The organism is Pseudorhodoplanes sp. (assembly GCF_035565795.1).
GTDB lineage: Bacteria > Pseudomonadota > Alphaproteobacteria > Rhizobiales > Xanthobacteraceae > Pseudorhodoplanes.
Map to the genome: position 1 here is coordinate 1 of NZ_DATMRV010000022.1, position 17795 is coordinate 17795.

Annotated in this window: 20 protein-coding genes and 1 pseudogene; 20 read left to right on the plus strand and 1 reads right to left on the minus strand. The window is 62.9% G+C overall.

The features are described 5' to 3' along the window. Positions 1 to 320: pseudogene (locus VNZ93_RS01795) on the minus strand (porphobilinogen synthase); the annotation flags it as partial. Positions 321 to 549: 229 nt separating this feature from the next. On the opposite strand from VNZ93_RS01795, the gene VNZ93_RS01800 reads away from it, so the two are divergent. From VNZ93_RS01800 to thiL, 20 genes are all read left to right on the plus strand, one after another. Continuing rightward, positions 550 to 1947: a DUF1254 domain-containing protein gene (locus VNZ93_RS01800; protein WP_325699211.1), complete on the plus strand. Its 1398-nt coding sequence runs from the start codon at positions 550 to 552 to the stop codon at positions 1945 to 1947. 17 nt (positions 1948 to 1964) lie between these two features. Further along, positions 1965 to 2999, plus strand: coding sequence for a DUF1254 domain-containing protein (locus tag VNZ93_RS01805; protein WP_325699214.1), 1035 nt, complete (start codon positions 1965 to 1967; stop codon positions 2997 to 2999). A 51-nt stretch (positions 3000 to 3050) separates the two neighbouring features. Then, positions 3051 to 4190 (plus strand): acyl-CoA dehydrogenase family protein, encoded by a 1140-nt coding sequence (locus VNZ93_RS01810; protein WP_325699217.1) that lies wholly within the window; start codon positions 3051 to 3053, stop codon positions 4188 to 4190. Between the two features lies 1 nt (position 4191). After that, complete coding sequence (locus VNZ93_RS01815; protein ID WP_325699220.1) at positions 4192 to 5253, plus strand: enoyl-CoA hydratase/isomerase family protein; 1062 nt, start codon at positions 4192 to 4194, stop codon at positions 5251 to 5253. Further along, a complete protein-coding gene (locus VNZ93_RS01820; protein ID WP_414709946.1) occupies positions 5250 to 5723 on the plus strand; it encodes a DUF6163 family protein in 474 nt (157 codons plus the stop codon). Before VNZ93_RS01815 ends, VNZ93_RS01820 begins: the two co-directional genes overlap by 4 nt. 48 nt (positions 5724 to 5771) lie before the next feature. After that, positions 5772 to 6659, plus strand: a complete 888-nt coding sequence (gene mmsB / locus VNZ93_RS01825; protein WP_325699223.1) for a 3-hydroxyisobutyrate dehydrogenase — start codon at positions 5772 to 5774, stop codon at positions 6657 to 6659. A gap of 188 nt (positions 6660 to 6847) precedes the next feature. Then, entirely contained in the window at positions 6848 to 7078 is a 231-nt protein-coding gene (locus tag VNZ93_RS01830) for a DUF2945 domain-containing protein (protein WP_325699226.1), read from the plus strand. Continuing rightward, on the plus strand, positions 7075 to 7608 hold the full coding sequence (locus VNZ93_RS01835) for a DUF488 domain-containing protein (protein WP_325699229.1): 534 nt from the start codon (positions 7075 to 7077) through the stop codon (positions 7606 to 7608). The genes VNZ93_RS01830 and VNZ93_RS01835 overlap by 4 nt, the downstream gene beginning before the upstream one ends. A 303-nt stretch (positions 7609 to 7911) precedes the next feature. Further along, positions 7912 to 8712 (plus strand): Crp/Fnr family transcriptional regulator, encoded by an 801-nt coding sequence (locus VNZ93_RS01840; protein ID WP_325699232.1) that lies wholly within the window; start codon positions 7912 to 7914, stop codon positions 8710 to 8712. A gap of 499 nt (positions 8713 to 9211) precedes the next feature. Then, the gene (gene ldtR / locus VNZ93_RS01845) at positions 9212 to 9727 is read left to right on the plus strand and encodes a transcriptional regulator LdtR (RefSeq protein ID WP_325699235.1); all 516 of its coding nucleotides are present in this window, start codon (positions 9212 to 9214) and stop codon (positions 9725 to 9727) included. A 155-nt stretch (positions 9728 to 9882) separates the two neighbouring features. Further along, entirely contained in the window at positions 9883 to 10137 is a 255-nt protein-coding gene (locus VNZ93_RS01850) for a hypothetical protein (RefSeq protein ID WP_325699237.1), read from the plus strand. A 406-nt stretch (positions 10138 to 10543) separates the two neighbouring features. After that, positions 10544 to 11836: a L,D-transpeptidase family protein gene (locus VNZ93_RS01855; RefSeq protein WP_325699240.1), complete on the plus strand. Its 1293-nt coding sequence runs from the start codon at positions 10544 to 10546 to the stop codon at positions 11834 to 11836. 20 nt (positions 11837 to 11856) lie between these two features. Continuing rightward, positions 11857 to 12045 (plus strand): DUF6898 family protein, encoded by a 189-nt coding sequence (locus VNZ93_RS01860; RefSeq protein ID WP_325699243.1) that lies wholly within the window; start codon positions 11857 to 11859, stop codon positions 12043 to 12045. Between the two features lie 94 nt (positions 12046 to 12139). Then, positions 12140 to 13444 carry a serine hydroxymethyltransferase gene (glyA, locus tag VNZ93_RS01865; RefSeq protein WP_325699246.1) on the plus strand — a complete coding sequence of 435 codons (1305 nt, stop codon included), beginning with the start codon at positions 12140 to 12142 and terminating at the stop codon, positions 13442 to 13444. A gap of 54 nt (positions 13445 to 13498) precedes the next feature. Next, entirely contained in the window at positions 13499 to 13984 is a 486-nt protein-coding gene (nrdR, locus tag VNZ93_RS01870; RefSeq protein WP_325699249.1) for a transcriptional regulator NrdR, read from the plus strand. Between the two features lie 23 nt (positions 13985 to 14007). Next, on the plus strand, positions 14008 to 15081 hold the full coding sequence (ribD, locus tag VNZ93_RS01875) for a bifunctional diaminohydroxyphosphoribosylaminopyrimidine deaminase/5-amino-6-(5-phosphoribosylamino)uracil reductase RibD (RefSeq protein ID WP_414709947.1): 1074 nt from the start codon (positions 14008 to 14010) through the stop codon (positions 15079 to 15081). Continuing rightward, positions 15082 to 15690 (plus strand): riboflavin synthase, encoded by a 609-nt coding sequence (locus VNZ93_RS01880; RefSeq protein ID WP_325699254.1) that lies wholly within the window; start codon positions 15082 to 15084, stop codon positions 15688 to 15690. It begins immediately after the preceding gene. A 66-nt stretch (positions 15691 to 15756) separates the two neighbouring features. Further along, entirely contained in the window at positions 15757 to 16266 is a 510-nt protein-coding gene (gene ribH, locus VNZ93_RS01885) for a 6,7-dimethyl-8-ribityllumazine synthase (protein ID WP_325699257.1), read from the plus strand. Then, positions 16263 to 16760 (plus strand): transcription antitermination factor NusB, encoded by a 498-nt coding sequence (gene nusB, locus VNZ93_RS01890; RefSeq protein ID WP_325699260.1) that lies wholly within the window; start codon positions 16263 to 16265, stop codon positions 16758 to 16760. Before ribH ends, nusB begins: the two co-directional genes overlap by 4 nt. A 19-nt stretch (positions 16761 to 16779) precedes the next feature. Further along, positions 16780 to 17769 carry a thiamine-phosphate kinase gene (gene thiL, locus VNZ93_RS01895; RefSeq protein WP_325699263.1) on the plus strand — a complete coding sequence of 330 codons (990 nt, stop codon included), beginning with the start codon at positions 16780 to 16782 and terminating at the stop codon, positions 17767 to 17769. Positions 17770 to 17795: the final 26 nt, after the last annotated feature.

Consider the following 17795-nt stretch of genomic DNA (forward strand, 5'->3'; position numbering starts at 1 on the left):
TCGGTGTATGGAAAGATCGCGATGCACGGGATCGTCAGTTTCGCTGCGCGTTCGACTTCGCGGCACGCCTCATCGATCGACAGGCGGTCGACACCGGGCATCGACGGTACCGGGGTTCGCCTGGTGTTGCCGTCCACTACGAAGATCGGCCAGATCAGGTCGGCCGTGGACAATTCGTTCTCGCGCACCATCCGGCGCATCCAGTCGGCCCGCCGGAGCCGGCGCGGCCGATGTGCGAGGTCGAGCGGCAGGTGAGGGGGCGCCTCCAGTGGCACGACCCGGGTCTTTCGTTCGAGCGGCCGACCATATTTGATTGCCATGGCGAACTCCTTGCCCAGCCCTTTTACCGTTTCCCGATTTGCACCGCCACCGGTCGTGGAATGGTTCAGCGAGGATCATCCATGCCATCACGGGAGTTTGAATCGACCCATGCATGCGCCTTGCGCCTCCTGTCGCGCTGCGCGAAGGAGATGCAAGATGTGGCGTCCCGTTCCGGACAACCGCAAGGCTGCTAAAGCGACCGGTCATCGTGCGCGGAGAAAATATATCATGCGGCCAATTTCAATCCTGAGCTGTCTGCTCGTTGCCACCTGCTTCGTGTCGGTGGCGCAGGCGCAGACGACGACACCCGAGGAGGCGCGCGCGATAGCCAAGGAGGCCACGATCTATGGCTTCCCGCTCGTCGACAATTATCGCGTCCAGTATTCGTATTTTGTCGATCGTGGCAGTCCCGAATTCAAGGCGCCCTGGAATACGCTCGTCAATAATGCGCGGGTCTACACGCCGGACGACAAGGCGATCCAGACGCCCAATTCCGATACGCCGTATTCCTTTATCGGCGCAGACCTGCGCGCCGAGCCGCTGGTGTTCACGGTGCCGGCGGTGGAGAAGGGGCGCTATTACTCGCTGCAATTCATCGATCAATACACGTTCAATTTTGCCTATGTCGGCAGTCGGGCGACAGGAAACGGCGAGGGCCGTTTTCTGCTGGCGGGGCCGAAATGGAAGGGCCAGGCGCCGAAAGGCATCAAGCAAGTGATCCGCTCCGAAACCGAGTTTGCCTTCGTGTTGTATCGCACGCAGCTTTTCAATCCGGCCGATATCGACAACGTCAAGAAGGTACAGGCGGGCTACAAGGTTGAGCCGCTATCGGCGTTTTTGGGCAAGCCCGCGCCGGCCGCACCGGCGGCGGTGAACTTCATCAAGCCGCTGACCGCCGAACAGGAGCGGACCTCGCTCGAATCCTTCAACATCATGAGCTTCGTGCTGGGCTTCTGTCCGACCAACAAGGCGGAGGTTGCCATGATGCAGCGCTTCGCGAAGATCGGGATCGGTGCCGGTAAGTCGATCGACATCGGTGCGTTGTCACCGCAGATGCGCAAGGCGCTGGAAGATGGCATGGCTGACGCCTTCGCGGCGTTCAAGGTGTATAAGGAAAAGCAGGTCGATACGGGTAAACTCTCGAGCGCCGACAGCTTCGGGACGCGTGCCTTCCTGAAAGGCGATTACATGGCGCGTCTGTCCGGCGCTATCCTTGGAATTTACGGTAATTCGAAAGCGGAGGCGCTCTACCCGGTCTATTTCGTCGATGAGAAGAAGCGACCGCTCAGCGGCGTCAATCGATACACGCTGCGTTTCGCACCGGGTCAACTGCCGCCTGTCAATGCGTTCTGGTCGCTGACCATGTACGAGCTGCCGGCAAGTCTGCTCTATGCGAATCCGATCAACCGCTACCTGATCAACTCACCGATGCTGCCCAATCTCAAGCGCGATGCCGATGGCGGCATTACTCTCTATGTTCAGAACGAATCTCCCGGCAAGGACAAGGAAACGAACTGGCTGCCGGCGCCCAAGGGGCCGTTCTTCGCCGCCATGCGTCTCTACTGGCCGAAGCCCGCTGCGCTCGGCGGCAAGTGGAAGGCTCCGCCACTCAACGTCGTGAACTAGATTGGAAGGTGACACTCATGAACGCAAAGTTTTTCCTTGCTGCTCTCGCCGCAATGCTTGCCTCCGGCGCCGCGCACGCGCAGGCGCCGGCCGGCTCGCCGGTGCCCGTCACCGCCGATAATTTCATCCGCGCCGAAAGCGACCTCTATCTTGGCGGCATTCTGAAGGACAGTGGGGGGGCGCCAGGGAAGTTCAACCACCGGCGTGAGCCGGCTTCGATCGACGATCAGACAGTGATCCGACTTAATCGTGACACGCTGTATTCATCGGCGATTTTCGACCTCGATGCGGGGCCCGTGACGATCACCATGCCGAATCCCGGCAAGCGCTTCATGTCGCTGCAGATCATCAATGAGGACCATTATGTGCCGGCGGTGCATTACGGCGCCGGCAGCCATACACTCACACGGCAGAATGTCGGTACCCGCTATGTCGCCGCCGCCGTGCGCACGCTGGTCGACCCCAATGATCCAAAGGACATCCAGCAAGTTCATGCGCTGCAGGATGCGATCAAGGTCAGCCAGAAGGCATCCGGCAAGTTCGAAGTGCCGAACTGGGACCCGGTCAGCCAGAAAAAGGTCCGTGACGCGCTGCTGGTGCTCAGCAGCACAATTCCCGATTTCAGGAAAGCGTTCGGCACCAAGGCGGAAGTCGATCCGGTCCGTCATCTGATCGGATCGGCGGCCGCCTGGGGTGGCAATCCGGACAAGGACGCGACCTATCTGAACATCACACCGGCCAAGAATGACGGCAAGACGGTCTACAAGCTGCGCGTCAAGGACGTGCCGGTGAATGCCTTCTGGTCGGTGAGCCTGTACGATGCGAAAGGCTATTACGCGAAGAATCCGTACAACGCCTATTCGGTCAACAACATAACCGCGAAAAAAGAAGCCGATGGAGCGGTCGTCATCCAGTTCGGTGGCTGCGACGGCAAAATTCCGAATTGCCTGCCGATCATGGATGGCTGGAATTATACGGTCCGCCTGTATCGTCCGAAGCCTGAGGTCCTCAACGGCAAATGGAAATTCCCGGAGCCGCAGCCGGCGGGGTGAGGGCCGCTCGCCGCATTTGACGTAGCGGCGCGGCTAACCTACCGCTTCGGCATGGATTTCGCCCTCACCGAGGACCAGCGTGCCTTCCAGGCCACCGCCCGGCAATTCGCGCGCGACGCGATGATGCCGCAGGCGGCGCATTGGGACGAGAACGAGGTTTTCCCGGTCGAGACGTTGCGGGAGGCGGCGCAACTCGGCTTTGGCGGCATCTATGTCAAAGGCGATGTCGGCGGTTCGGAACTGACGAGGCTCGACGCCGCCATCATCTTCGAGGAACTGGCGCAGGGCTGCACCTCGACCGCCGCCTATATCTCGATCCACAACATGGCGGCGTGGATGATCGACGCGTTCGGCAGCGAGGCGCAGCGCAAGCGCTTCCTGCCGAAGCTTTGCACGATGGAGCATTTCGCGAGCTACTGCCTGACTGAACCGGGTGCGGGCTCCGATGCGGCGAGCCTTGCGACCCGCGCGCAGCGAGACGGCGACCACTACGTTCTAAACGGCGCCAAGGCCTTCATCTCGGGTGGCGGCACATCCGACGTCTATGTTTGCATGGTGCGGACCGGCGGCGCGGGCCCGAAAGGCATCTCGTGCATCGTGGTGGAGAAGGGGACGCCGGGGCTGTCATTCGGCGCGCAGGAACGCAAGCTCGGCTGGAAATCGCAGCCGACCGCGATGGTGATTTTCGAGAATTGCCGTGTGCCCGCGGACAATCTGATCGGCAAGGAAGGTGACGGCTTCAGGATTGCGATGATGGGGCTCGATGGCGGGCGGCTCAACATCGCGGCCTGTTCACTCGGCGGGGCGCAGTTCTGTCTCGATCGGACGATCGAATACATGCGCGACCGCAAGCAGTTCGGTTCTCGGCTTTCGGATTTCCAGGCGCTGCGCTTCAGGATTGCCGACTATGCGACCGAGATCGAAGCGGCGCGCCTGATGGTGCGGCGCGCTGCGCATGCGGTGAGCGTGGGTGAGCCGGGCGCGACGCGGCTTGCCGCGATGGCGAAACGTCTCGCGACGGATGCGGGGTTCGAGACGGTGAATGGCTGCCTGCAATTGCACGGCGGCTACGGCTATCTGCGCGATCATCCGATCGAGCGCGTGCTGCGCGACGTGCGCGTGCATCAGATCCTCGAAGGCACGAACGAGATCATGCGACTGATCGTGAGCCGCGATCTGCTGGATAACTGACGTGAGCAATACGGACGACATCCTGTTCGATCGGCGCGGCAGCGCCGGCGTGGTGACGCTCAACCGGCCGAAGGCGCTGAATGCGATCACGCACCAGATGGTGCGTGCGCTGGCGGCGCAGCTCGATGCATGGGCGCGCGACAATGCGGTGACGCGCGTCCTCGTCACTGCGAATGGTGATCGCGCCTTCTCAGCAGGCGGCGACATTCGTGCGCTATACGAACTGATCACCGCGGGCAGGCAGAACGAGGCGCTGTCGTTCTTTCGCGAGGAGTACATCCTCAACACGGCGATCAAGCGCTATCCGAAGCCGTATGTCTCGCTGATCGACGGGATCGTGATGGGCGGCGGCGTCGGCATTTCGATCCATGGTTCGCATCGCGTCGCGGGCGAGCGTTATGCCTTTGCCATGCCGGAGGTGGGCATCGGCTTTTTCCCGGACGTCGGCGGGACCTATGCACTCCCACGTCTCGCGGGTGAGATCGGTACGTATCTGGCGCTCACCGGCGACCGGCTGAAAGCGGCGGACGCCGTGCTGTCGGGCGCCGCGACCCATCACGTGAAGTCGCATCGCTTTCCTGCGCTGCTCGAGGCGCTGTGCGGGAGCGATCCGGTGAATGCGATCCTCGCCGATTTCATGGAGCAGGTGGGGCCGGGCGAGGTCATGCCACGGCGCCGCGCCATCGATCGGACATTCTCTTGGGATAGCGTCGGCGCAATCCTCGCGGCGCTCGAGCGTGAGGCACAGAAGAGTGCCGACCATTCCGAATGGTCTGCGAAAACAGCACAGACCATCCGGACGAAATCACCGACAAGTCTCGTCCTCGCGCTTGCCCAGATGCGATACGGGCGCGTGCACTCCTTCGAGGCCTGCATGGCCGCCGAATTTCGCATCGTGTCCCGGATCGTCTATGGTTCGGAGATGGTCGAGGGCGTGCGCGCGGTAATCGTCGACAAGGACAACGCGCCGCGCTGGTCGCCTGACAGTCTTGCGGCGGTGCCGGACGATCTGGTCGCGCGGCATTTCGCAAGATTGCCTGGTGACGAACTGGAGTTGACATGAGCGAGCCCGCCACCGCCGAAACGCCTGAACCTGCGATCCAATCGCAGCCTGTCGCGATGGCGCCGGTTCATGCCGATGACGAGCACAAGCAGCAGGGCAAGTGGACGCGCTGGCTGATCTGGTTTCTGCGCGCGATGGCGGTCGTGTCGATGCTGAAGGGGCTTTATCACTGGTCCGTGGTTCTCGGCATCGGCGAAGGACCTGATTCACGCTTTTCGACGGAATCTATTCCCTGGCAGACGGCGACGGTCTATTTCGCGATCATCGATCTCGTCGCCGCCGTTGGTCTGTGGCTCGCCGCTGTCTGGGGCGCAGTGGTCTGGCTGACTGCGGCCGTGTCGATGGCGGCAGTACAGGTGTTTTTCCCGCAGATCTACGGCGGTTCATGGCTTGTTGTGGTGATAGAACTGGTCCTGCTCTGCACTTATCTGGTGCTTGCGCTGCAATCGGCGCGCGAGCATCCACACTGATGTCATGCTCATAGAAGCAGGATAGCTCGGCTGGGAGGACGGCGGACCATGGCGCGAATAGCCTTTATCGGCCTCGGGAATATGGGCGGCCCGATGGCCCAGAATTTGATCAAGGCCGGCCACGAGGTTCTCGGCTTCGACATCAGTCTCGACGCCGTCGGCAAGCACGTAGCCGCAGGCGGCATCGCGGCGGGCAAGCCGGGCGCAGCGGCGGCCGACGCCGAGGTCGTGATCACGATGCTGCCGTCGGGTGCCGAGGTGCGCGAGATCTATCTTGGTCCGGACGGCATCATCGAACGCGCCGCCGCAGGCGCGCTCATCATCGACTCCTCCACCATTGACGTGGAGACGGCGCGCGAGGTCGCGGCGGCTGCCGAGGCGAGGGGGCTGATGATGGTGGACGCGCCGGTGTCCGGCGGCGTCGGCGGCGCGCAGGGCGCCACGCTCACATTCATGGTCGGCGGGTCGGACGAAGCCTTCGCCAGAGCGAGGCCAATCCTCGAGGCCATGGGCAAGACGATCGTGCATGCCGGTGGCGCCGGCAACGGACAGGCCGCGAAGATCTGCAACAACATGATCCTCGGCATTTCGATGATCGCGGTGTCGGAAGCCTTCGTACTCGCCGAGAAGCTGGGTCTCGACGCACAGAAGCTGTTCGACATCTCCTCAAAGTCGTCCGGCCAGTGCTGGTCGATGACGAGCTATTGCCCGGTGCCGGGACCGGTGCCGACGTCGCCCGCCAATCGCGACTATCAGGCCGGCTTCACCGCGCATATGATGCTGAAGGACCTGAAGCTCTCGCAGGAAGCCGCGAAGGCGGCAAAGGCGCCGACGCCGCTCGGCGCGGGTGCCGCCGCCATCTACGAGCGCTACGTCGATGCGGGCGAGGGCGCGCGCGACTTCTCCGGAATCATCCGCTTTTTGCGGGGGGAGTGAGATCGCAGAAATTTCGCTGCCGTTTGAGCGTTTACCGTTACGGCTGCGACGAATGCCGGCCGCGCGCGAGCGATGTGGGGCGGCCTGTTCGATATCCAGATTCCGAGCTGGGCGCGACCGCGCACCGGCGGATTGCGCCCTGAACCAATCCGCACTGCAGCGTTCGGGAGGCTCGCGTGAGGCATCCAATGGCCAGGACATTCAAGATCGGCGATCACGTCAGTTGGAATTCTGAGGCCGGGCGGGTGTCCGGGACGATCATTGCCGTTCACACGAGCGACTTCGACTACAAGGGGCATACCCGGCACGCGACGAAAGACGATCCGCAATACGAGATCAAAAGCAACCAGACCGATCACGTCGCGGCACATAAAGGTAGTGCGTTGACGCGTTCGGCGCCGCCGAAAGGCGTATCGTGACGTTTCCTTTCTTCACGATCGGCCATTCGAACCGGACCCTGGAGGCATTCGTCAGGCTGCTGCGTGAATCCGAAGTCGGCCTCGTCGCCGATATCAGGACGGTGCCGCGGTCGCGGGCGAACCCGCAATTCAACACCGACGCTCTGCCATCGTCTCTTGCCGCCTCCGGCATTTCATATGAACACATGGCGGCGCTCGGCGGACTTCGCGGCAAGTCAGAAGCGGTTTCGCAAGACGTCAACGATCTCTGGTCCAACCGCAGCTTTCACAATTATGCCGATTACGCGCTGTCCGCTCCTTTCGCAGCGGGGCTTGCGCATCTGATTGAGGCAGGACGCCGGCAGCGCTGTACGGTCATGTGCTCGGAGGCGGTCTGGTGGCGATGTCACCGCCGGATCGTCGCCGATTATCTGATCGCCGGCGGGGAAACGGTTTTCCATATCATGGCGGAGGGGCGCGCCGATCCGGCAACGCTCACGCCCGGCGCCGTCGTCCGCTCCGACGGCACGATCATCTATCCGAAAGCGTGAGAGCAAGGCGGTTCAGCGGGTGGCAACCCAATCGCGCTTGGAGCGTCGCACATCGCCCGACGCAGATGCGACCTGCGATCGACGAGCGTTATGTATCTGCGCGGCGAGTGGACCCTTGGAGCCGAGCAACTCAGACTGTTGATCGCGTAGGAAGTCTCGCCAAGGGTTGATCAAGTTTAGGCGCGACCATGCGAATCGTTGCGAAGGCTCGTCTTTCCCGACCACGACCTTTCTGCAGAGGCGGCTGAAACCAAACCGCGCGTCGCGCGTTAGGTCGGCCACATTCATGGCGACCTTTCTCCCATGCCCGCTGTTTCAAAAAGGCGCACGGCCTCTCACAACAAACCCGGCACCGGTGTCGTTGCGATTCCAGGCCGGCAGGTGCCGTGCGAGCAATGCCCGTTGCGTGCGATGGAGGTGCTGCGCGATTTCACTCCGGTGGAGCTCGATTTCGTTCGAACCTTCAAGTCGGGCGAACTGAACATCGAGGCCGGCGCCAATATTCTGCTCCAGGGCACCAACTCGGCGTATCTCTACACCGTGCTGGTCGGCTGGGCGTTCCGTCACAAGTCGCTGCCGGACGGACGTCGGCAAATTCTCAACTTTGCGATGCCTTCGGATTTCCTCGGGCTGCAGGGAACGGTGGCCGACGAGATGGAGCATTCGGTCGAGGCGTTGACCGACATGACGCTGTGCATCTTTCCCCGCGACAAGCTGTGGGACCTTTTCACGAAATTTCCGGCGCTCGCCTTCGACGTGACGTGGCTCGCCGCGCGCGAAGAACAGATGCTGGAAGAGAGCCTTGTCAGCATCGGGCGGCGCACTGCGATCGAGCGTATGGCCTATCTGTTCCTCAACCTGTTCGTTCGTGCGCAGGAGGTGTCGCTGACCAAGGGCAACACCATCCAGTTTCCGTTCACCCAGCAGCACGTCGCCGACACGCTGGGCATGTCACTCGTGCATGCGAACAAGACGCTGAAGAAACTCAGCGCAACGCGCACCATGCGCTGGAAGGGCAGGACGTTCGAGATCCTCGACCGCGAAGGCCTGGCCCGGATCGCGAATTTTGAATTCCCGGATGGCCGCAAGCGGCCTTTCATCTAACCTGCATTCGCGGCGCTTGTGCGTCGCCCCGCGGATGCTGCGTCAAACTTAATTCGCGGTCTGTTCCACGGCACCCAGGGTTGCGTCCCGAAGCGGGACGGCGTGTTGCATGGCGACCATTTTACATCCTGTCCGAATACGGGACGTGCGGTTTCGACCGGAGTCGGGACAGATTCGGACACCGTCCTGCGCATGCCGCACGTGATTGCCCGCATGCATTGAACCCGTCGTGGACATCAGCACAATTGGTCGAAGTCCAGCCGCTTTTTTGCGCGAACGCAGGAGCGCGATCACATCGAAACGCGACATCGAAGGGTGAATCACCGGTTACGAAAAGCCCTGCAATTGCAGGCTCAATCGATCGTTCACCCTGCTAAATTCATCTTCTCTTTATGCTGTTGTTTAATCCGATTTTAGATCATCACTCCTACATTGGCCTTAAGCGGGGAAAACAGGGCCTCGCAATAAAGACACTAAGAACTACAAAGGAAGGCGTCACATGAAAGCCGTTATGAAGCCGGCGGAGCAACCAGCGCAGAACGCGCAGCGCTTCGATCACATTCGCCCGCTATATCTCGAAGCCTTGACCCTGGTGGAGCGCCTGCATCGGCGCCTCCTCGACGTGATCAAGGACGAATTTGATCGCCGCGGCCGCGCCGACATCAATTCCGTGCAGGCGCTCCTGCTTTACAACATCGGCGATAAGGAACTGACCGCAGGCGAGCTGCGCACGCGCGGCTATTACCTCGGCTCCAACGTCTCCTACAATCTGAAGAAGCTCGTTGAAATGGGCTTCCTCGATCATCAGCGCTCACGCGTCGATCGCCGCTCGGTCCGCATCAAGCTGACCGACAAGGGCCGCGAGGTCCGCGACATCGTCGAGAATCTCTACCAGAAGCATGTGCGCACGGTTGAGCAGGTGGGCGGCATCGCGGCGGAGGAATTCGGCACGTTGAACAAGTCGCTGCATCGCCTCGAGCGCTTCTGGACCGACCAGATCCTGTATCGGCTGTGATGGCCGCAGCGGTTCAATAAGCCAAGTGTGTCGACCTTGACTGGCCCCGGCGGAAACGCCGGGGCCATTTTCGCTATTGGCATCTGCTGGCATGGCTGGGCGGTGTGAACCCGCGCGTGCGTTGGTGCGACCCAATGCAAAGAGGAGAGTGCCACATGGGCGAACTCGCTTTGCGCGCGGCTGTCGTTCTCATCGACGCCGGCTTCGAGTATATCGGCTATTATACAGCGCGTGTCCTGGTGCCGTTCGCTACCATCGGCCGCTGCAAGGTCGGAACGCCTCGCAAGATCTACGAGCTCTGGGGCGAGTCCAACGGCGATGGCATGCACCCGGCCTTCGCCGCTACGCTTGGCATCGTGTTTTGGCTCGCTCTGGCGGTCGCTGTCGCGCTGGTCTTTGCCCGCGCCTGATCATACTCCGAGGTCGATGACGCATGCGGCCCCGCATCGACAGGCCGCAAATGCGCCGCGACCATTCTCCCGCCGCATTACCTGTTATTCTTGGCTTGATTCTTGCTGCGTTCACCACGTGAGGTTCACCGCGTTTCAGCACAGCCTGCGGCCATGCGGTCGCGACCATGGGGGTCCGATGCTGCAAAGACGATATTGTCCGAACTGCAAGCAATATCAGCGTACGAAGCCGAACAGCCTTGTCTGTCTGCCCTGCGAGGCCAAGGAGTTGCGGGCGCGCTGATTGGCAAAATAGGTCCATGCGGACGGGCGCGGTTGAACGCCGCGGTCAAATTTCCGCTGCGCCCATTGCCAACGCGAACGCCTCGGATTTAATGCGCTTTCACGCAGGGCCTGACGCACGCGCATGATCGATCGCCCGGAATTTCTATCGTCCTGGAACCGCCGCACGCTGCTCCGCCACCTTGGCCGCGGCACGCTGGGGGCAGGCGCCGCGCTGGTCGCAAGCCGCGCTCAGGCGCAGGATCAGATGCTGCAGCTCCTGATGGAGCAGACGCGGCGAAGCGATTTCGGTCAGACCTACGATTCCGGCATCCGCTCGGTGAAGATGCCGAAGTCCTCGCTGCCGACATTGTCGCCGGCGACCGCGCAGACCACCGAGGCGGCGATCCCGCGCTACGAGCAACTCGCGTCCCAGGGCGGCTGGCCGATGGTCCCGACCGGCGAGCGGATGCGGCTCGGCAACCGCAACAAGGCCGTGATCGCGCTGCGCCAGCGGCTGATCGCGGGCGGCGATCTTGCGACCAGCGCGGGCGTCTCCGACGTGTTCGATTCCTATGTCGAAGCCGGGGTGAAGCGCTTCCAGGCGCGTCATGGCCTGACCGTCGACGGACTCGTGCGCGAAGCAACGCTCAACGCAATGAATGTCCCGATCGAAGCGCGGCTCGCGCAGCTTCGGATCAACATCGGGCGGCTGAAAAGCTTCTCAGGCAATCTCGGCCCTAAATTCGTGATGTGCAACCTTCCTGCGGCACAGATCGAGGCGATCGAGAATGGCGTCGCGGTGACGCGTCACACCGCCGTGGTCGGCAAGCCGGACCGCGCATCGCCCGACATCAACAGCCGCATCGTCGAGGTGAATTTCAATCCGTTCTGGACGGTGCCGGTTTCGATCGTCAAACGCGATCTGATCCCGAAGATGCAGGAAGAGCCGGATTATCTGACCAAGCAGCGCATCCGGATCATCGACGCGCGCGGCAACGAATTGCAGCCGACGCAGGTCAACTGGAATACCGACGAAGCGGTCAACTACAAGTTCAAGCAGGACCCCGGCGACTTCAACTCGCTGGGTGCGATCCGCATCAATTTCCCGTCGGCGCATGGCGTCTATATGCACGATACGCCGTCGCGCAATCTGTTCGGCGAGGACTTCCGGTTTCATTCGTCCGGATGCGTGCGTGTGCAGAATGTGCGGGAGCTCGTGACTTGGCTGCTCGCGAGCACGCCCGGCTGGTCGCGTCAGCAGATCGATGAGGTGATCCGTTCCGGCGACCGCAAGGATGCTCGGCTGAAGACACCAGTGCCGCTCTACTGGGTCTATGTCACTGCCTGGGCGACGCCGGACGGCGTGGTGCAATTCCGCGACGATATCTACTCACGCGACGGCATCGGTTCCGCACCGGCGACCAGTCGCGGCTAGCTTTACGTGCGATTTCTCATATGTCCGAACACCGCGAGGTCCTGTTCGAGTTCACGGCGGTCGGATCGGTGATGAAGGTCGCCGCCATCGATGCTGAAACGGGGGTCGAGGTCACGGTCATGGGGCCTGTCCACGCCTCGCGGGCCGACCTCCAGAAGCTCGCTCTGGCGAAGCTGCGACGGCGCCTGGAGCGGTCGGATTCGCGCTAGATATTGAGGCTTTTCAGGCGATAGAAGCTATCGCTTGGCGGCCGGCGGGCGGACGTGGTAGTCCCGCCGCATCGAGCTATCCAGGAGATACGTCATGTCGGCAACCGACCGGTCAGCGGCCGGCGCTGAGCGCAACGATATGTTTACCGCGCCCCTTCGCGAGAGCGACCCGGAAATCGCAGCCGCAATCGAAAGCGAGCTCGGTCGCCAGCGAGATGAGATCGAACTGATCGCATCCGAGAATATCGTGAGCCGCGCGGTGCTCGAGGCGCAGGGCTCCGTGCTGACCAACAAATATGCCGAGGGCTATCCGGGCCGCCGCTATTACGGCGGCTGCCAGTTCGTGGATGTCGCCGAGCAACTGGCGATCGACCGGGTCACCAAGCTGTTCGGCTGTCAGTTCGCGAATGTGCAGCCGCATTCCGGCGCCTCGGCCAATGCGTCGGTGTTCTTCGCGCTGATGAATCCGGGCGACACCTTCCTCGGTCTCAATCTTGCCGCCGGCGGCCATCTCACCCATGGCATGAAGATCAACTATTCCGGCAAGTGGTTCAACGCGGTCGCCTATAACGTGCGGCCGGACGACCATCGCATCGACATGAATGAGGTGCGCAAGCTTGCCCAGGAGCACAAGCCGAAGGTGATCATCGCGGGCGGCTCGGCCTATCCGCGCATCATCGACTTCAAGGCGTTCCGCGAGATCGCGGACGAGGTGGGCGCGTATCTGTTCGTCGACATGGCGCATTTCGCGGGACTCGTCGCGGGCGGTGTCCATCCGTCGCCGTTCCCTCATGCGCATGTGGTGACGACCACGACGCACAAGACGCTGCGCGGGCCGCGCGGCGGCGTGGTGCTGACCAACGACGAGGAGATCGCCAAGAAGATCAATTCGGCGGTATTCCCCGGCCTGCAGGGCGGTCCGCTGATGCACGTGATCGCGGCCAAGGCCGTCGCGTTCGGAGAGGCCTTGCGGCCGTCTTTCAAGGTTTACGCGAAGAACGTCGTCGAGAATGCCAAGGCGCTCGCAGAGACGTTGAAGTCGAACGGCTACGACATCACCTCGGGCGGCACCGATACGCATCTGATGCTGGTGGACCTTCGCCCCAAGCGCCTGACCGGCAAGGTGTCGGAAGTGGCGCTTGGCCGCGCTCACATCACCTGCAACAAGAACGGCATCCCGTTCGACCCGGAAAAGCCGACGATCACCTCCGGCATCCGGCTCGGCACGCCGGCCGGGACCACCCGCGGATTCGGTGTGGCGGAGTTCAAGCAGGTCGGTGAGATGATTGCGGAGGTACTTGATGTATTGTCGCAGAAACAGGCCGAAGAAGATTCGCTCGTGGAAGCGGCCGTGCGCGACAAGGTGAAGACGCTGCTGAAGCGTTTTCCGATCTATTAAAGGGCGAGGGCGTCATCGCCGCCCGAAAGCGGCGATGACGAGGGGAAGGTCATCATGCGCTGTCCGAATTGCGGCAGTCTCGATACCCAGGTGAAGGACTCGCGCCCGACCGAGGATTCGAACGCGATCCGCCGGCGGCGCGTGTGCCTGACCTGCCAGTTCCGGTTCACCACCTTCGAGCGCGTTCAACTGCGCGAACTGGTGGTCATCAAGCGCAACGGCCGGCGCGTTCCCTTCGACCGCGACAAGCTGATGCGTTCGCTGCAGATCGCGTTGCGCAAGCGCAACGTCGATCCCGAACGCCTCGAACAGATGGTGTCGAAGATCGTGCGCGAGCTTGAAGGTCTCGGTGAAAGCGATATCTCGACCGACACCATCGGCGAGGTCGTGATGGCGCATCTGCGCGAGCTCGACGACGTTGCCTATGTGCGCTTCGCTTCGGTGTATCGCAATTTCCGCGAGCGCAAGGATTTCGAGGATGCGATCGCCGAACTCGCAAGCGAAGAGGACGGCAAGGCCGCACCGCCGCAGCGCAAGTGAGCGCGCACGACGATCGCAGGTTCATGCAGCTGGCGCTGACGCTCGGCCGGCGCGGGCTCGGCAATGCCTGGCCGAACCCTGCAGTCGGCGCTGTTGCCGTCAAGGATGGCATCGTCATCGGGCGCGGCTGGACGCAGCCTGGCGGGCGGCCGCATGCGGAGACCGAAGCTCTCAAACAGGCCGGCGACGCCGCGCGTGGCGCGACGCTGTATGTGACGCTCGAGCCCTGCTCGCATCACGGCAAGACGCCGCCCTGCGCCGACGCGATTGTCGAGGCCGGGATCGCGCGCGTCGTGTCGGCGCTTGAAGATCCCAACCCGCGCGTTGCCGGGCAGGGCTACGAACGGCTGCGCGCGGCCGGCATTGCCGTCTCTGCGGGGCTGTGCGCCGATGAGGCGCGGCGCGCTCATGCCGGGCATATCCGGCGCATCCTCGACGGCCGGCCTCACGTGATGCTCAAACTCGCAATAACCGTGGATGGCAAGGCCGCGCTTGCAGGGCGCAAGCCGGTCCAGATCACCGGCGAGGAGATGCGGGCGCGCGTGCATCTCATGCGAGCGATGAGTGACGCGATCCTCGTCGGCATCGGCACGGTGCTCGCGGACGATCCGGCGCTGACCTGCCGGCTGCCGGGCATGCTGAAGGCGTCTCCGGTCAGGGTCGTGCTCGACCCGTCGCTGCGCCTGCCGCCCACATCACAACTTGTGGCGAGCGCATCGGAGATTCCGGTCTGGGTGATTGGCGGGACCGACGCGCCGAGCGAAAGGGAACAGGCGTTGAGCGACCGCGGCGTCGCCGTCATGAGGGTACCGACCCACGATGGAAAGCTCGACCTGACGGCGCTGCTGCACACGCTCGCCGAGCGCGGGATCACGCGCCTGATGGTGGAGGGCGGCCCAAGGGTTGCGGCGTCGTTTGTCCGCGAGGATCTCGTGGACGAGGCCGTGCTGCTGCACGGGCCGATCACGATCGGGTCGGACGGCGTCGATGCGCTTGACGGGCTTCCGCTCGGCGCTCTAACGGCTTCTCCCAACCTCATCCTGTCCGGCGTCGAGACCGTCGGCGCCGACAGGCTCGAGCGGTACGAGCGGCGCTAGATGTTCACCGGGATTGTCACCGATATCGGCGAAGTGGATGCGGTCGAGCCGAAGGCCGACGGTCTGCGCCGCATTGTGATCGCGTGCCGCTATGACCGCGCGTCGATCGACATTGGCGCTTCGATCGCCTGCGCCGGCATCTGCCTGACCGTGGTCGAAACCGGGCTCAGCGGCAACCGCACCTGGTTCGCTGTGGACGCTGCCGCCGAGACTGCCGCGCTAACCAACGCGTCCGGATGGACCGTCGGCACGCGCATCAATCTCGAACGCTCGCTGAAGATGGGTGACGAACTCGGCGGACATATCGTCACGGGGCATGTCGACGGAATCGCGCGGGTGAAATCGCGCGAGGATTTGGCAGAGCAGGTCCGGTTTGTCCTCACTGCGCCGCACGAGATTGCACGGTTCATCGCGAAAAAGGGATCGGTCGCGCTCGACGGCGCTTCACTGACCGTGAACGAGGTCGACGGCGACGATTTTTCGGTCCTCATCATCCCGCACACCTTGCAGGTGACGACGCTGAATGCGTGGCAGGCCGGGACGCCGGTGCATCTTGAGGTTGACCTGATGGCGCGCTATGCGGCGCGCCTTCTGGAGACTGCGAAATAACGCGCGATCATCGCCCTTGCGGACCTGCGCCGCGTGTAGTTAGTGGCGCCGCAACGGAGATGAAAAATGGCCGGACCGCGACAAAGCAAGACAACCAAGACAGAAAAGGCGGATGCGAGCCTCAAGGGCGCGCGAGTTCTGGTGGTTGAGGCTCGTTATTACGAGCAGCTCTCCGATGCGCTGCTCGCCGGTGCGACCGCAGCGCTGGACGAGGTGGGAGCGGCATATGACGTCATCACCGTACCCGGCGCACTCGAAATCCCGACCGCTCTCGCCATCGCGCTCGATGCCGCGACTGCGCGGAAGAAACCGTATGACGGGGCCGTCGCGCTCGGTTGCGTAATCCTGGGTGAGACCTTTCATTTCGAAATCGTTTCGGAACAATCGGCGCGTGGCGTGATGGACGTGTCGGTCGCGCGCAAGATCCCGATCGGCAACGGCATCCTCACAGTCGATACCGAGGCGCAGGCCTGGGCTCGCGCACGCGTGACCGAAGGCAACAAAGGCGGCGCCGCTGCGCGTGCGGCACTGGCACTCATCGACATCAAGCGCGCGGTCTCGAAGGCGAAACGATGAGCGGTTCGTCCGGCGAGGGGCGGAAAGACGAGCGCAAGGCCAACCGGCGCGGCGCGGCTCGGCTTGCTGCCGTCCAGGCGCTGTACCAGATGGACATTGCCGGCACCGATCTGAACGAAATCCTCGCCGAGTTTGAGAGCCATTGGCTCGGTGGCGAGGTTGAGGGCGACAAATATCTGCCGGCTGACGCCAACCTGTTCCGCGACATCGTGCGCGGCGTTGTGGCCGATCAGCGCAAGCTCGACCCGGTAATTGATCAGGCCCTGACGAGGGGCTGGCCGCTGAAGCGCGTCGAGGCACTTGTGCGTGCGGTCTTGCGTGCCGGTGCGTTCGAGATCGAAAGCCGCAAGGACATCCCGGCGCGGGTCATCGTTTCGGAATATGTCGACGTCGCAAACGCCTTCGTCGACCGCGACGAGACCGGTATGGTGAATGCCGTGCTCGATATGCTCGCGCGCAGTTCCCGGGCGGAGGAGTTCGGGACGTCGCGATAGCGCAACCGGATGTCGGCTCATGTCGTCAGGCGAAGACAGACTGATCGCCACGTACTTCAAGCCACTGGCGACAGCACAGGGGGCTCTCGGTCTCACTGACGACGCCGCGATCTACGCGCCGCCTGAGGGACACGAACTCGTTCTCACAACCGACGCCGTCGTGTCGGGCATCCATTTCCTGCCGGATGACCCGCCGGAAACGGTGGCGCGCAAGGCGCTGCGGGTGAACCTGTCCGACCTCGCAGCCAAGGGGGCGCATCCAGCCGGATGCCTTTTGACCATGGCACTGCCGGAGGGGACGGCGGAGACGTGGCTGAAGTGCTTTGTCGCGGGATTGCAATCGGATAGCCGCCTGTATGGTTGTCCGGTCTATGGCGGCGACACCGTTCGGACGAATGGCCCGCTCTGGGCCTCCATCACGGCCTTCGGAACATTGCCGCGCGGCACGATGGTGAAGCGGGCCGGGGCAAAGCCCGGCGACGTGATCCTCGTGACCGGCACGATCGGCGATGCTGCACTCGGTCTGAAGCTGTTGCAGGATCCAGATCACATCGAGCAATGGGCGCTCAGCCATGACGAGGCCGCCCATCTTGCCGGGCGTTATCGCGTGCCGCAGCCGAGGACTGCAATGGCGGAGGCGGTCCGCGTGCTGGCGTCGGCTGCAATGGACGTGTCTGACGGACTGATCGGCGATCTCGCCAAGCTGTGCGATGTGTCCGGCGTATCCGCGCGTGTTGACGCCGCGAAAATTCCGCTTTCGGTTGCAGCGCGCAGGGCGTTTGCCACGGCGCCGAGCCTGATCGAGGTGATCGCGACCGGCGGCGACGATTACGAAATCCTCGTCACCATTCCCGCCGGCAAGGTCGCGGCCTTCCGCGAACTCGCGAACACCGCCGCGGTCCCGGTCACGGAGATCGGGGAGATCGTCGCCGGCCGCGAGCCGCTTCAGGTCATCGATGTTGATGGCAAACAGCTCGCTTTCGCGCACGGGTCGTTCAGTCATTTCTGAGATCTGCCATTTCTTAGATTTGCGGT

What these genes read in the sequence shown, in the direction of transcription:
- VNZ93_RS01800 (WP_325699211.1), top strand. Translation starts at nt 550, where the DNA reads ATGCGGCCAATTTCAATCCTGAGCTGTCTGCTCGTTGCCACCTGCTTC.
- VNZ93_RS01805 (WP_325699214.1), top strand. Translation starts at nt 1,965, where the DNA reads ATGAACGCAAAGTTTTTCCTTGCTGCTCTCGCCGCAATGCTTGCCTCC.
- VNZ93_RS01810 (WP_325699217.1), top strand. Translation starts at nt 3,051, where the DNA reads ATGGATTTCGCCCTCACCGAGGACCAGCGTGCCTTCCAGGCCACCGCC.
- VNZ93_RS01820 (WP_414709946.1), top strand. Translation starts at nt 5,250, where the DNA reads ATGAGCGAGCCCGCCACCGCCGAAACGCCTGAACCTGCGATCCAATCG.
- mmsB (WP_325699223.1), top strand. Translation starts at nt 5,772, where the DNA reads ATGGCGCGAATAGCCTTTATCGGCCTCGGGAATATGGGCGGCCCGATG.
- VNZ93_RS01830 (WP_325699226.1), top strand. Translation starts at nt 6,848, where the DNA reads ATGGCCAGGACATTCAAGATCGGCGATCACGTCAGTTGGAATTCTGAG.
- VNZ93_RS01840 (WP_325699232.1), top strand. Translation starts at nt 7,912, where the DNA reads ATGCCCGCTGTTTCAAAAAGGCGCACGGCCTCTCACAACAAACCCGGC.
- ldtR (WP_325699235.1), top strand. Translation starts at nt 9,212, where the DNA reads ATGAAAGCCGTTATGAAGCCGGCGGAGCAACCAGCGCAGAACGCGCAG.
- VNZ93_RS01850 (WP_325699237.1), top strand. Translation starts at nt 9,883, where the DNA reads ATGGGCGAACTCGCTTTGCGCGCGGCTGTCGTTCTCATCGACGCCGGC.
- VNZ93_RS01855 (WP_325699240.1), top strand. Translation starts at nt 10,544, where the DNA reads ATGATCGATCGCCCGGAATTTCTATCGTCCTGGAACCGCCGCACGCTG.
- VNZ93_RS01860 (WP_325699243.1), top strand. Translation starts at nt 11,857, where the DNA reads ATGTCCGAACACCGCGAGGTCCTGTTCGAGTTCACGGCGGTCGGATCG.
- glyA (WP_325699246.1), top strand. Translation starts at nt 12,140, where the DNA reads ATGTCGGCAACCGACCGGTCAGCGGCCGGCGCTGAGCGCAACGATATG.
- nrdR (WP_325699249.1), top strand. Translation starts at nt 13,499, where the DNA reads ATGCGCTGTCCGAATTGCGGCAGTCTCGATACCCAGGTGAAGGACTCG.
- ribD (WP_414709947.1), top strand. Translation starts at nt 14,008, where the DNA reads ATGCAGCTGGCGCTGACGCTCGGCCGGCGCGGGCTCGGCAATGCCTGG.
- VNZ93_RS01880 (WP_325699254.1), top strand. Translation starts at nt 15,082, where the DNA reads ATGTTCACCGGGATTGTCACCGATATCGGCGAAGTGGATGCGGTCGAG.
- ribH (WP_325699257.1), top strand. Translation starts at nt 15,757, where the DNA reads ATGGCCGGACCGCGACAAAGCAAGACAACCAAGACAGAAAAGGCGGAT.
- nusB (WP_325699260.1), top strand. Translation starts at nt 16,263, where the DNA reads ATGAGCGGTTCGTCCGGCGAGGGGCGGAAAGACGAGCGCAAGGCCAAC.
- thiL (WP_325699263.1), top strand. Translation starts at nt 16,780, where the DNA reads ATGTCGTCAGGCGAAGACAGACTGATCGCCACGTACTTCAAGCCACTG.